The following is a 12,563-nucleotide window of genomic DNA, read 5'->3' as shown; positions in this document are numbered from 1 at the left end:
CCAGTTCCGTGCAGGAGCGCACCTTGGTGCGCGACAGGGCTTTACCGATAGGGCCCATCGCGCACCAAGGTGCGCTCCTGCAGGAATCGGCTTTTGGTGCCTACGGAGGTGGGAGCGTTTCGCTCCCGTCTGCTCAGAAGGTCCGGCACTGCCGCCAGCGCACCGGTTCGCCGGTGCCGGGACGGGGGTTGAGCTGGATGCGCACGGTGCGCAGCGCCGGGTAGTGTTCGACCTCGCGGCAGATGCGCGGCCATACCGTGGCGTCGTCGGCGCTGCGTTCGACCGACAGGGTGGAACGGGTCAGCCAGATGCCGCTGATGACGCCGGGCGTGGCGGCCAGTTTCTTGGACACGGCCTGCTGGTAGCGCAGCAGGGTTTCCGGATCGGGATCTTCCTGCAGGTCTTCCGCGGCGGTTTTCCGCGTGCCGGGAACGGCCGCCGCGACGGGCGGGGCGGGTGCGGCCTGCGGCGCGGCGGCGGGAGCATCGGCGGTTGCCGGCGAGCGGACGGGCGTCTCCGGCGCGGGCGCCGGGCGCGGGGCGGCGGCCGGCGCGGCCACGGCTGCGGGCGCCGCTTCGGCGCGCGCGACAGGTTCTCGTCGATCTGCAGGGTCATGTAGCCCATGCCGGCCAGCAGGCCCACCGCGACCGCCGCGCCGAGCGCGCGCGATGCCGGTCTGCCGCACCGCCTCGCGGCGGGCGATGCCTTCCACCACCATGGTGCGCATGTCCTCGGGCACGCAGGGCGCAGCAGCACCTGCCACAGCACGCGGCCGTCCAGCACTTCGATGGATTCCTTTTCCGCCGCGGCCAGGCCGTCGCGTTCCACCCGCCCCTCGGTGATGAGGATGCCCCCGGTCGCGCCGGTCAGGCGCAGCGCGGCGCCCAGTTCGGTGATCGCCGGCGCGCTGATGCGGTAGGCGCGGCCGTGCTTGCACGACAGCAGCCAGCGCTGGCCGTCGCGTTCCATGAGGAAGTCGCTGCTGGTGCCGCGGTCGCCGTTGTCCTCGCCGGAGAGGTCGCGCAGGCCGCGCTGTTCGGCCATGGCGCGCCGCACGATCTGCGAGAACTCGCGCCAGCGCATCCCCGCCAGGGCGGCCAGGCCGTGCTGCGTTTCGGTTCTCCGGCGCTTGACCATCCACAGCCAGGCGGAGGTCAGGCCCCAGACGGACAGTGCGAGCAGCAGGGCCAGGATCCAGGAAAACATCGTTACATCCGGTGAGGAAGCGAGAGCGCAGGCGCGCAGTTTATAGCGCTTCGCGCCAGGCCGATGCGACGCCGCGCGCGTATGTTCAGCTGTTGCCGCCCGGCCAGTAATGGCTGTCCGGGACCGCGCGCGCGCCGAAGATGGCCTGGCCGACGCGCACCACGGTGGCGCCTTCCTCGATAGCGATCTCGAAGTCGCCGGACATGCCCATCGACAGCTCGTCCAGGCCGACGCCGTCCGGCGCCTCCTGGCGCAGGCGCTCGCGCAGCGCCGCGCAGCCCGCGCAGGCGCACGAAGCAGGCGCGCACGCGCTCGGCATCGTCGGAGAACAGCGCCAGCGTCATCAGCCCGCGCACGCGCAGGGCCGGGAACTGCGGCAGTTCGCGGAGGAAGGCCGGCACGTCGGCCGGCGCCAGGCCGTACTTGCTGTCCTCTTCGGAAGTGTTGACCTGCACGAACACGTCCAGCGGGCGGCCTTCAAGCTGCAGGCGACGGTCCAGGGTCTCGGCCAGGCGCAGGCTGTCCAGCGCCTGGAACTCGCTGGCGAAGCGCGCCACCAGCTTGGCCTTGTTGGTCTGCAGGTGGCCGATCACCGACCAGCGCAGGCCGGCCAGGTCCTGCATGGCCTCCCACTTGTGGTGCGCCTCCTGCACCTTGTTCTCGCCGAGGAAGCGGCAGCCGGCGGCGTAGGCCTGGCGGATGCGCGCCTCGTCGATGGTCTTGCTCACCGGCAGCAGGCGCACGCTGGCCGGGTCGCGGCCGGCGCGGCGGCAGGCCGCGTCGATGCGCGCCTGCACCGCGGCCAGGTTGTGCCGGAAATCGTCGGCGGTCTCGGCGCGGGGATAGCGGCCGTGCTGGTCGTGGCGGGTGGGGGTGTCCGTCATGGGGGTGTTCCCTGGGTAGCGATGGTGCGGCTGCATTATCGGTCGTCCGGCCCGCGGGTGGCGCGATGCGTCCGGGCAGGAGCGGTTTCAGCCGCGAAAGGCTTCACCGGGAAAACCCGTGCGGGGCGAGCCCCGCACCTGCGCGGCGGTGGCCGCGAAGGCTTGACGGCCCAGCCACTGTTCGAAGTCGTCGGCCGAAAGCGCCGGCGAGAACAGGTAGCCCTGCAGCACCGGCGAACCGTTGTCGATCAGGAACCGGCGCTGCGCCTCGGTTTCCACGCCCTCGGCGACCACGTGCTTGCCCAGGCTCTCGCCGATGCGCAGCACCGACAGGATCAGCGCGCTGGCGGTGGGGTCGTGGCCGATCTCGCTGATGAAGCTGCGGTCCAGCTTCATCTCGCTGATCGGAAGGCGGTGCAGGTGGCTGAGGCTGGAATAGCCGGTGCCGAAATCGTCCAGCGACAGCTGCACGCCCAGCGCATGCAGCGCGTGCAGGTTGGTCGGCACCTGCGGCTGCTCGGACAGCATCACGCTCTCGGTGATTTCCAGTACCAGCGCTCCGGGCGCCAGCTGGTGGCGTTCCAGCAGCCGGCGTACCTGCTCGACCAGGGCCGGCAGCTCGAAGGTGCTGGCCGACAGGTTGACCGCGATGCGCGGCACCTCCAGCCCGCGCCGGCGCCAGTCCGCCTGCTGGCGGCAGGCTTCCTCCAGCACCCAGCGGCTCAGCTCGGTCATCAGCCCGCATTCCTCGGCCAGCGGCACGAAACGCGCGGGCGGGATGTCGCCCAGGTGCGGGTGGCGCCAGCGCAGCAGCGCTTCCACCCCGTACAGGCCGCTGCCGTCGCCCTGCACCTGCGGCTGGTAGTGCAGGCGCAGCCCGCCGTGGCGCAGCGAATCGCGCAGCGTGGCCTCCAGCAGCAGGCGCTCCTGCGCCAGCCGGTTCATGTCGGCGCTGAAGAAACGGAAACGGCCGCCGCCTTCGTCCTTGGCCCGGCGCATGGCCAGGTCGGCGTGGCGCAGCAGGGTGTCCAGCGCGCGGCCGTCGTCCGGGTACATGGCCACGCCGATGCTGGCGCTGGCGTGCAGGGTCATGCTGCCGACCACGGTGGGCGCGGCGATCATCGCCAGCAGTTCCTCGCACAGCGTGGCGACCTGGTGCTGCGCGCAGTGCGGGACCAGCACGGTGAACTCGTCGGCGACCTGGCGGGCGACCACCGCCTCGGCGCCGGCGATGTCGTGCAGGCGGCGTGCCAGGTCGCGCAGCAGGCCATCGCCGGCCGCGTGCCCCTGGCTTTCGTTGATGCGCTTGAACCGGTCCAGGGTCAGGTACAGCAGCGCCATCGGCGCGCCCTGCTGCTCGGCCTGCAGCAGCGGCTGTTCGCTCAGCGCGGTGAACATCACCCGGTTGGGCAGGCCGGTGAGCACGTCGTAGAACGCCAGCCGGTGCATGCGCGAGCGCGCCTGCTCGCGCTCCAGCGCCAGCGCGCACAGGTGCAGGCAGAGTTCGGCCAGCCGGCGGTGGCGGGGCGAGGGCGGCCCGGCCTGGTGGCAGTGGAACGACAGCGTGCCAAGCACCTGGCCGGAGGTGGCGCGGATCGGATTGGACCAGCAGGCGCGCAGGCCGGACGCCAGCAGGGCGTCGCGGCGGCCGTCGAAGGCCGGGTCCGCGGCGATGTCGGCCACTTCCACCGGACGTCCGCGGCGCACGGCCTGCTGGCAGGCCGGATGCTCCCACGCGGCGCCGTCGGCCGGCAGCAGCGGCGCGGGGGCGGCAAGCGTGGACAGGTGGCCGTCGATGCCGCGGCGGGTCACCCGCCACGCGCAGGTCGGGCGCGACCCGCTCGACCTCCTCGCAGACCAGCGCCATGGTCGCGGCCAGCGGCTCCTCGCGCACCAGCGCGTCGAGCACCTTGCCGTTGAGGACCTCGTGGGTCTTGGCCTCGGTGATGTCGGTGAAGACGTTGACCAGGCCGTGGCCGGCGTCGGCCAGCGGCGTGGCGACCACCGACAGCCACAGCGGGCTGCCGTCCTTGCGGTAACCGAGCAGGTGGTCGCGATGGGCGCGGCCGGCGCGGTGCTGCTCGCCCAGGCGGTCCAGCGTCGACACGTCGGTATGCGGGCCGCGCACCAGCTCGCGCGGCAGCCTGCCGATCGCTTCCTCGGGCGCATAGCCGAGCATGCGCACGAAGCCTTCGTTGACGTAACGGATGCGGGCGTGGCGGTCGCACAGGAAGATCGCGTTGTCGCTGCAGTCCAGCGCCTGCGACAGCAGGCGCGGGCGTGCTCTTGTTCGTCCGCGCCGGCAGCGGCGCGACGGACGGTGGCCAGGCGCAGGTCGCCGTCGCGGGCGGCGCTCAGGGTGAGGTCGGCCAGGCGCCCGGGCCGAGCGTCGCCGGCCAGCGCCAGTGGCGTCGAGGACGGTGCCGGTTCAAGCCAGCGCCGGCGCTCTCGGGGGCGAGCAGCTCCGGCAGCGCGGTGCCGGCGATGCGCGCCGGGTCGACGCCCAGCAGCGCGCCCGCGCGGTCGTTGCAGAGCAGGATGCGGTCGTCCGGGTCGAGGACGAGCAGGCCGTCCGCCGCGTCCTGCAGGCAGCGGCGCAGCGCCGCTTCGCCCGATGGCGCTGCCGGTGCCCGGGAGTCGTCCGCTCCGGCGCGCGACATCGGTCAGCCCTGTTGCGCCCAGGCCAGAAGACGGCCGGCGACCTGTTCCAGCGGCACCACTTCGTCGGCGGCGCCGAGCTTGAACGCCGCACCGGGCATGCCCCAGACCACGCTGGTGGCCTCGTCCTGCACCAGGGTACGGGCGCCGGCCTGCTTCATCTCCAGCAGGCCGCGCGCGCCGTCGTCGCCCATGCCGGTGAGGATGGCGCCGATGGCATTGGCGCCGGCGTTCTGCGCGACCGAGCGGAACAGCACGTCCACCGCCGGCTTGTGCAGGTTCACCGGCGGGGTGTCGTCGATGCGGCAGCGCCAGCGGGCGCCGTCGCGGATGATGCGCAGGTGGCGGCCGCCGACCGGCAGGTAGGCGTGGCCGGGCAGGATCGCCTCGCCATCGCTGGCCTCGCGCACGGACATGGCCGAGTGCCGGTCCAGGCGTTCGGCGAAGGCGGTGCTGAAACTGGCCGGCAGGTGCTGGGTGAGCACGATGGCCGGCGCGTCGGCCGGCATCATCTCCAGCACCACGCGCAGCGCCTCGGTGCCGCCGGCCGAGGAGCCGATGGCGATCAGGCGATCGGTGGTGCGGAACTTCAGGGACGACGCGCCGGCCGGCGCCGCGGACGGCGCGATGGTGTCCAGCGTGCGCTTGGCCTGCGACGGCACGGCGAGCGCGCGCACCCGCGAGCGGGCGGCCATCTTGACCTTGGCGCAGATCTCGGCGGCGTAGCTTTCCAGGCCGCGGGCCACGTCGAGCTTGGGCTTGGCGACGAAGTCCACCGCGCCCAGCGCCAGCGCCTGCAGGGTGGTGTCGGCGCCGCGCTCGGTCAGCGAGGACACCATCACCACCGGCAGCGGGTGCAGGCGCATCAGGTTCTCGAGGAAGGCCAGCCCGTCCATGCGCGGCATTTCCACGTCCAGGGTCAGCACGTCCGGGTTCAGGCGCTTGATCTTCTCGCGCGCGATCAGCGGATCGGAGGCGGTGCCGACGACTTCGATGCCGGGGTCGCGCGCGAGCAGGTCGGTGAGGATCTGCCGGACCAGCGCCGAATCGTCCACGACCAGCACGCGGCAGGGGGCTTGCAGGCTCATTCGAACAACTCCACGCCGCCGGTGACCGGGGCCTTGGACAGGCGCGCGCGCACGGCCGATTCGGCGGCGGCCACTTCGGCTTCGTGCGCGTGCGGCAGGCGCTGCACGACCACGCGGCCGGTCTGCGGGAAGAACCAGACCTTGCGCGGATGGATGCCGAGCAGGTCCTCGGCCAGCACCGGGATGTGCTCGGCGCGCAGGTACTGGCGCACGAACTCGGCGTTGCGGGTGCCGACCGGATTGCTGGTGAAGCCCTTGAGCACGTTGGCGCCGCCGAACACCTTGGCTTCCAGGCGCTTGCGGTGCGCGCCGCGCTTGAGCAGGTCGTTGATCAGCAGTTCCATGGCATAGCTGCCGTAGCGCGCGGGGGCGCCGTCGCCGACGTTGCCCTCGGGCAGCAGGAAGTGGTTCATGCCGCCGATCTTGAGCACCGGGTCGCGGATGCAGGCGGCCACGCAGGAACCCAGCGTGGTGGTCAGCGCGGTGTCGTCGTCCACCACCAGGTACTGGGTGGGCAGCAGCTTGGCGGCGATGGTCTGGAAACGCGCATCGCGGTAACGCATCACGTCGTCGGCGGGTGCGGCCATGTTCATGCCCCCGCTCCGCGCACGCGGCGGTACAGCGTGCGCCCGCACGGCTGGATCAGGTCGGCGGCGTGCAGATAGTTCTCCGAGTGCCCGGTATAGAGCAGGCCGTCATCGCCCATGTGCTGCACCAGCCGCGACAGGATGCCGCGCTGGGTCGGTTTGTCGAAGTAGATCATCACGTTGCGGCAGAACAGGGCGTCGTAGGGCCCGCCGACGTCGTAGCGCGGCGCCAGCAGGTTGAGCTGGCGGAACTCGATCAGCTTGCGCAGCGCCGGCACCACCCGGCACTTGCCTTCGTTGGGCCCGGTGCCGCGCTGGAAATAGCGGCGCTTCAGCGCCGGGTCGAGGCCGGCGATGCGTTCGACCGGGTAGACGCCCTGCGCGCCGGTGGCCAGCACCTGGGTATCGACGTCGGTGGCCAGGATGCGCACCGGCGGGGTGAGGCTGCCGAAGGTCTCGCAGGCGGTGATCGCCAGCGAGTACGGCTCCTCGCCGGTGGACGCCGCGCACGACCAGATCTGCAGCGGCGCGCGGTGGGCGCGCGCCTGCAGCTCCTCGCGCAGCTTCTCGAAATGGTGCGGCTCGCGGAAGAACGAGGTCAGGTTGGTGGTCAGCGCGTTGGTGAACGCCTGCCACTCGTCGCCGCCGTCGCGCTCGAGCTGGTCCAGGTAGTCCTGGAACGAGTGCAGGCCGAGGGCGCGCAGGCGGCGCGACAGGCGTCCGTAGACCATGTCGCGCTTGGCCGGCGCCAGCGCGATGCCGGCACGCTTGTGGATCAGTTCGCAGACGCGGCGGAAGTCGCGGTCGTTGAACTCGAAATCGCGCGAAGCGGGGGTGGTCAGGGACACCGGGTCGACCTCAGCTGGCCAGGGCCAGGTTGCGTGAAACTGCGGAAGACGAAGCGTGCAGGCGGAAGGCCGAGACCGCATCGCCGAGCACGACGGCCTGTTCTTCCATCGCGCGCGCGGCGGCGGTGGCTTCCTCCACCAATGCCGCATTCTGCTGGGTGGTTTCGTCCATCTGGGTGACGGTCTGGTTGACCTGCTCGATGCCGGCGCTCTGTTCCTGCGAAGCGGCGGAGATCTCGGCCATGATGTCGGTCACGCGCTGCACCGAGGTCACGATCTCGCCCATGGTGGTGCCGGCCTGGTGCACCAGCGTCGAGCCTTCGGACACCTTTTCCACCGAGTCCTCGATCAGCCCCTTGATCTCCTTGGCCGCGCCGGCCGAGCGCTGGGCCAGCGTGCGCACCTCGCTCGCCACCACGGCGAAGCCCCGGCCCTGTTCGCCGGCGCGCGCGGCTTCCACCGCCGCGTTCAACGCCAGGATGTTGGTCTGGAAGGCGATGCCGTCGATGACGCTGATGATGTCGGCGATCTTGCGCGAGGACGCTTCGATGTCGGCCATGGTGGTGACCACCTGGCCCACGACCTGGCCGCCCTGCGAGGCGACGCCGGCCGCGCCCTGCGCCAGCTGGTTGGCCTGGCGGGCGTGTTCGGCGTTCTGGCGCACGGTGGAGGTCAGCTCCTCCATCGAGGCGGCGGTTTCTTCCAGGTTCGCCGCCTGCTGCTCGGTGCGGCGCGACAGGTCGTTGTTGCCGGTGGCGATTTCCGACGCGGCCAGGTTGATGCTGGACGCGGCCTGCTGGATGCGGCCGACGATCGAGGTCAGCTGGTCGACGGTGGCGTTGGCGTCGTCGCGCATCCGGGCGAACACGCCCTGGAAGTCGCCGTGCATGCGCGCGGTGAGGTCGCCGCGGGCGATGGCCTGCAGCAGGCTGGAGGTTTCGGCCAGGCTGTGGTCGGTGGCCTCCATCATCGCGTTGAGGTTGTGCACCATCTGCCGGAAGTCGAACTGGAAGCGTTCCTCGTCGCCGCGCTGGCTGAAGTCGCCGCCGGCCGCGGCACTGCTCAGGCGCCGGATCTCGCTGCTGATCGCGTTGAGGTTGCGTTTGATCGTGGCCATGGTCTCGGTGATCTCGGCCTTCTCGCCGGGCAGCTGCGGCATGTCGCGGGTGAGGTCGCCGACGGCATAGCGCTGCGCCAGTTCGATCACCTGCATCTTCACGCCGATATGGTTGCCCACCAGCTGGTTGGTGCCGGCCACCATCACCCCGTAGTCGCCGGGGAAGCGGGCCTGGTCCATGCGGTAGCTGATGATGCCGGCATCATGCTGGCGTTCCATCTCCTGCTGCGCGGCGATCACCGCCTGCAGCTGCGCCTGCATGCGCTGCATGCTGCCCAGCAGCTGGCCCGGTTCGTCGCGCGAGGTCTGGGCGATGGCGTTGTCCAGGCGGCCGCCGGCGATGGCGTCGGCGACGGCCGTGGCCTTGCGCAGCGGCAGCACGATGCGGCTGCCGATCACCCAGCTCAGCCCGAACACCAGCAGCACCAGCACGCCGCCGGCCACGGTCATGATGCCGGTGAAACGCAGCGCCTGGTTCTGCACGTCGTCCATGTAGACGCCGGTGGAGATCACCCAGTTCCAGGGCTTGTACATGCCGGCGTAGGCGAGCTTGGGAACGGGCTTGTCCTGCCCCGGCTTGGCCCACTCATAGCCCACGTAGCCGCCGCCGGCCTTCGCCGCCTCGACCTGGTCGTGGTACAGGCGCACGCCGTCGTCGCTGCGGAAGTCCTTCATGTCCTTGCCGACGAGATCCTTGCGGAACGGGTGCATCAGCACGACGTAGTCGGTGCTGTAGACGTTGAAGTAGCTGGAATCGCCCTTGGCGCGCATGGTTTCCAGCGCGGCGATCGCCTCGGCCTGCGCGCGTTCCAGCGGCAGGGTGCCGTCGGCCACGCGCTCGACGTAGTGGTCCAGCACGCCGTAGGTCAGTTCGACGTCGCTCTGCAGCGAGACCTTGCGCGTCTCGTAGAGATCCAGGTACTGCATCCGCGCGGCGACCACCGCCAGCGCGACCACGCCGATGGCGATGATGGCCGTAAGCAGGTTGAGCTTGCCACGTACTGAAATGTTGGAGATGAAGCTCGACCAGCTACGGAAAATGTTCATGCGCGGACAGGGGGGAAAGGGGAGGGGACAGCCGGCACCGCGACATGGGCGCGGAGGGGGACTCACCTGGAGATATCGGCCGGGTATCAGGCAAGTTGAGCGGCGGGAAGCGGCTGGAAACGGACCGGCATCACACGCCGGCATGCTCGCGCCGCGGCGGCGCATGGCCGATAGCAGAACCCCGGCTTGCGCCGGGGTTGCTGTGGGTGAACGGTCAGAACTCCTGCCAGTCGGAGTCCATGGCCTCGGCCACGGCCACGCGTGCCTGGCTGCGCGTGCGCGGTTCGGGCGGGAGCGCGGCCGGTGCCGCCGCCGCGGGCGGTGCGGCGACCGCGACGGGGGCGGGCGCCACCCGCACGGGCGCTGCGGGCGCGTCGCGCTCGTCCAGCCGGAACAGCGCCACGGCCTCGGCCAGGTGCGCGGCCTGTTCTTCCATCGAACGCGCGGCGGCGGTGGCTTCCTCCACCAGCGCGGCGTTCTGCTGGGTGGTTTCGTCCATCTGGGTGACGGTCTGGTTGACCTGCTCGATGCCGGCGCTCTGCTCCTGCGAGGCAGCGGAGATCTCGGCCATGATGTCGGTCACGCGCTGCACCGAGCTGACGATCTCTCCCATGGTGGTGCCGGCGCGGCGGACCAGCTGCGAACCTTCGCCGACCTTGCCCACCGAATCCTGGATCAGCTCCTTGATCTCCTTGGCGGCACCGGCGCTGCGCTGCGCCAGCGTGCGCACTTCCGAGGCGACCACGGCGAAGCCGCGGCCCTGTTCGCCGGCGCGCGCGGCTTCCACCGCCGCGTTCAACGCCAGGATGTTGGTCTGGAAGGCGATGCCGTCGATGACGCTGATGATGTCGGCGATCTTCTTGGACGAGGATTCGATGGCCGACATGGTGGTGACCACCTGGCCGACGACGTCGCCGCCCTGCGAGGCGACGCCGGCCGCGCCCTGCGCCAGCTGGTTGGCCTGGCGCGCGTGCTCGGCGTTCTGGCGCACGGTGGAGGTCAGTTCCTCCATCGAGGCGGCGGTTTCTTCCAGGTTGGCGGCCTGCTGCTCGGTGCGGCGCGACAGGTCGTTGTTGCCCGAGGCGATCTCGCCGGCGGCGGAATTGATCGCGGTGGCCGACTGCTTGATGCGGCCGACGATGGCGGTCAGCTGCTCGGCGGTGGCGTTGGCGTCGTCGCGCATCCTGGCGAACACGCCCTGGAAATCGCCCTGCATGCGCACGGTCAGGTCGCCCTGCGACAGCGCCGACAGCAGGCCGGAGATCTGCTCCAGGCTGGCGGCGTTGGCGTCGAGCAGGCTGTTGAGCTGGCGCGCCAGCTCCAGGAAGAAACCGTCCTTGCCGTCGGTGCCGATGCGGCCGCTGAGGTCGCCCGCGGCGGCGGCGTCGATCACCCGCGCCACTTCGCGCTCGACCATGGCTTCGGTGGTGCGGTCGCGCCACTCCACGACATGGCCGACGACGCTGCCGGCCTCGTCGCGGATGGCCGAGATGGTCTGCGCGAACTGGGCGTCGCCGTAGCGCATCTGGCGCGAAGCCACGCCGGTGCGCTGCAGCGCGTCGAGCACGCCGTGGTCCATCTCGCCGCGGAACTCCAGGGCGGTCACCGGCTGGCCGACCAGCGGACGCGAGGCGTCGTAATGGTCGAGCGCGCCGTTGATGTCGTCGGCGTACCGCTCCAGCGTGTGGGCCAGGGCGCGGTTGGCGTAGACGATCTGCAGGTCCGGATTGGTCAGGTAGACGCCGGTGGAGGAGTAGTCCAGCGCGGTACGGATGCGCAGGTTCTCCGCCGCGATGGCCTGGTCGCGTTCGATGCGCTCGCGCAGGTCGCGCTGCATGCGCTGCATGGAGCGCAGCAGCTCGCCGACCTCGTCGGCGCGGCGGGTGTCGATGGTGCCGTCGAGCTTGCCGCCGGCGATCTCGTTGGCGACGTCCACCGCGCCGCGCATCGAGCCGACCAGCGAGCGGGCGAACAGCCAGGCCAGCAGCAGGCCGGCGCCGGCGCCGACCAGGACCGTGATCACGGTGATGGTGGCTGAGGCGGAATAGGTTTCGGCGGCCTGGTCGCTGGCCGCCTGGGCGCGGGCGTTCTCGTCGGCCGACAGCGCCTCGAGCGAGGCATAGGCCTTGCGGTGCAGGTTGCGGGTTTCGCCGACGAAGGTGTCGATGGCGTCGTCGGGCAGGTCCAGTTCCAGCAGTTCGGTGACCGAATCGTAGGACTTCTTGGTCGCGTCCCAGTCGGCGACGAAGGTATCGAACAGCTTGCGCTGCTGCGGATTGTCGACCAGCTTGGCGTACGCCCCGATGGATTCGTCGATGTGGGTGCGCAGTTCGCCGGCGCGGGTCTTGGCCTCGGCCTTCACGTCGTCGCTGGCGCGGATCAGGCTCTGATAGGACGCGTTGCGATACTCGCTGACCATGCCGGCCAGTTCGCCGCTGGTCCGCAGGCCGGCCATGCGCTTGTCCGCGATCTCGTTGGTGACGCTGTCCAGCGAGTGCAGGCCGCGATAGGCCACGATGCCCTGGACCAGCATCACGAACAGGACGATGCCGAAGGTGAGCATCAGCTTCGGCATCAGGTTGAGGTTCTTGATCCACTGCATGGTTGCGCTGTCTCCTGCTGCGTTCCCCGGCGACGGCGCGCCGGAGCCCGCGCCGGCCGGGCCAGCGCGGCGACGAGGGGATGGATTACTTGATGTTGGCCAGCTTCAGGCTGGACGGCGAGGTGACCTCGATCTCCGCGCGCGAGGCGTCGCGCTGGATCTTGCCGATCGCGCATACGGTCTTGCCTTCCAGCGTCATCAGATCGAAGCTGAAATTGCCGCGCGCCGAGCCGGGGATGCGCGCGGAGAAGGTGTGGCGCGGGAACGCGCCGCCCATGTGCAGGAAGGTCGGCTGGCCTTCGGAACCTTCGGCGTAGCGCGCCTTCTCGACCTTGCCGCAGACCATGCCGTCCTTGCCGGCGAAGCGGGGAGCATTCTCGGGCGGAATCATCTCGTCGGCGGCGGCGGCCAGGGACACGCTTGCCAGCAGGGCCGCGGACATCAGCGAAATGAGGGTCTTGGACATCTTGTTCTCCGGATTGGGTTTTCACCGGCAAACGGCCGGCCATGCGCTCGGTATCGGCAG

Annotated in this window: 9 protein-coding genes and 3 pseudogenes; 1 reads left to right on the top strand and 11 read right to left on the bottom strand. The window is 70.7% G+C overall.

Annotated features, from left to right (window positions below; all coding sequences use genetic code 11):
• Positions 1-133: 133 nt before the first annotated feature.
• From ABTV91_RS11955 to ABTV91_RS11945, 3 genes and pseudogenes are all read right to left on the bottom strand, one after another.
• Positions 134-1,206, bottom strand: a pseudogene (locus tag ABTV91_RS11955) (restriction endonuclease).
• An 85-nt stretch (positions 1,207-1,291) separates the two neighbouring features.
• Positions 1,292-2,090, bottom strand: a pseudogene (locus tag ABTV91_RS11950) (YggS family pyridoxal phosphate-dependent enzyme).
• An 87-nt stretch (positions 2,091-2,177) separates the two neighbouring features.
• Positions 2,178-3,902, bottom strand: coding sequence for a putative bifunctional diguanylate cyclase/phosphodiesterase (locus ABTV91_RS11945; protein ID WP_433851639.1), 1,725 nt, complete (start codon positions 3,900-3,902; stop codon positions 2,178-2,180).
• A gap of 53 nt (positions 3,903-3,955) precedes the next feature.
• On the opposite strand from ABTV91_RS11945, the gene ABTV91_RS11940 reads away from it, so the two are divergent.
• Positions 3,956-4,129, top strand: a complete 174-nt coding sequence (locus ABTV91_RS11940; RefSeq protein WP_433851638.1) for a hypothetical protein — start codon at positions 3,956-3,958, stop codon at positions 4,127-4,129.
• Here ABTV91_RS11940 and ABTV91_RS11935 read toward each other — a convergent pair.
• The 8 genes and pseudogenes from ABTV91_RS11935 to ABTV91_RS11900 form a co-directional block, all read right to left on the bottom strand.
• Positions 4,075-4,320, bottom strand: a pseudogene (locus ABTV91_RS11935) (PAS domain-containing protein); the annotation flags it as partial. The gene ABTV91_RS11940 and the pseudogene ABTV91_RS11935 overlap by 55 nt on opposite strands.
• A 124-nt stretch (positions 4,321-4,444) precedes the next feature.
• The gene (locus ABTV91_RS11930) at positions 4,445-4,750 is read right to left on the bottom strand and encodes a PAS domain-containing protein (RefSeq protein WP_433851637.1); all 306 of its coding nucleotides are present in this window, start codon (positions 4,748-4,750) and stop codon (positions 4,445-4,447) included.
• A gap of 3 nt (positions 4,751-4,753) precedes the next feature.
• Positions 4,754-5,836 carry a protein-glutamate methylesterase/protein-glutamine glutaminase gene (locus tag ABTV91_RS11925; protein ID WP_433851636.1) on the bottom strand — a complete coding sequence of 361 codons (1,083 nt, stop codon included), beginning with the start codon at positions 5,834-5,836 and terminating at the stop codon, positions 4,754-4,756.
• Positions 5,833-6,429 carry a chemoreceptor glutamine deamidase CheD gene (gene cheD, locus ABTV91_RS11920; protein WP_433851635.1) on the bottom strand — a complete coding sequence of 199 codons (597 nt, stop codon included), beginning with the start codon at positions 6,427-6,429 and terminating at the stop codon, positions 5,833-5,835. The genes ABTV91_RS11925 and cheD overlap by 4 nt, the downstream gene beginning before the upstream one ends.
• Positions 6,426-7,271, bottom strand: coding sequence for a CheR family methyltransferase (locus tag ABTV91_RS11915; RefSeq protein ID WP_433851634.1), 846 nt, complete (start codon positions 7,269-7,271; stop codon positions 6,426-6,428). Before ABTV91_RS11915 ends, cheD begins: the two co-directional genes overlap by 4 nt.
• Positions 7,272-7,281: 10 nt before the next feature.
• Positions 7,282-9,435, bottom strand: coding sequence for a methyl-accepting chemotaxis protein (locus ABTV91_RS11910; protein ID WP_433851633.1), 2,154 nt, complete (start codon positions 9,433-9,435; stop codon positions 7,282-7,284).
• A 214-nt stretch (positions 9,436-9,649) separates the two neighbouring features.
• Positions 9,650-12,037 (bottom strand): methyl-accepting chemotaxis protein, encoded by a 2,388-nt coding sequence (locus ABTV91_RS11905; protein ID WP_433851632.1) that lies wholly within the window; start codon positions 12,035-12,037, stop codon positions 9,650-9,652.
• An 85-nt stretch (positions 12,038-12,122) separates the two neighbouring features.
• Positions 12,123-12,503 (bottom strand): hypothetical protein, encoded by a 381-nt coding sequence (locus ABTV91_RS11900; RefSeq protein WP_433851631.1) that lies wholly within the window; start codon positions 12,501-12,503, stop codon positions 12,123-12,125.
• Positions 12,504-12,563 lie beyond the last annotated feature (60 nt).

Origin of the sequence: Stenotrophomonas nitritireducens (assembly GCF_050984405.1) — a bacterium.
Classification (GTDB): domain Bacteria; phylum Pseudomonadota; class Gammaproteobacteria; order Xanthomonadales; family Xanthomonadaceae; genus Stenotrophomonas; species Stenotrophomonas nitritireducens_B.
Note: the sequence above shows the minus strand (reverse complement) of the source record. Positions and strands in the feature narration are given on the sequence as shown.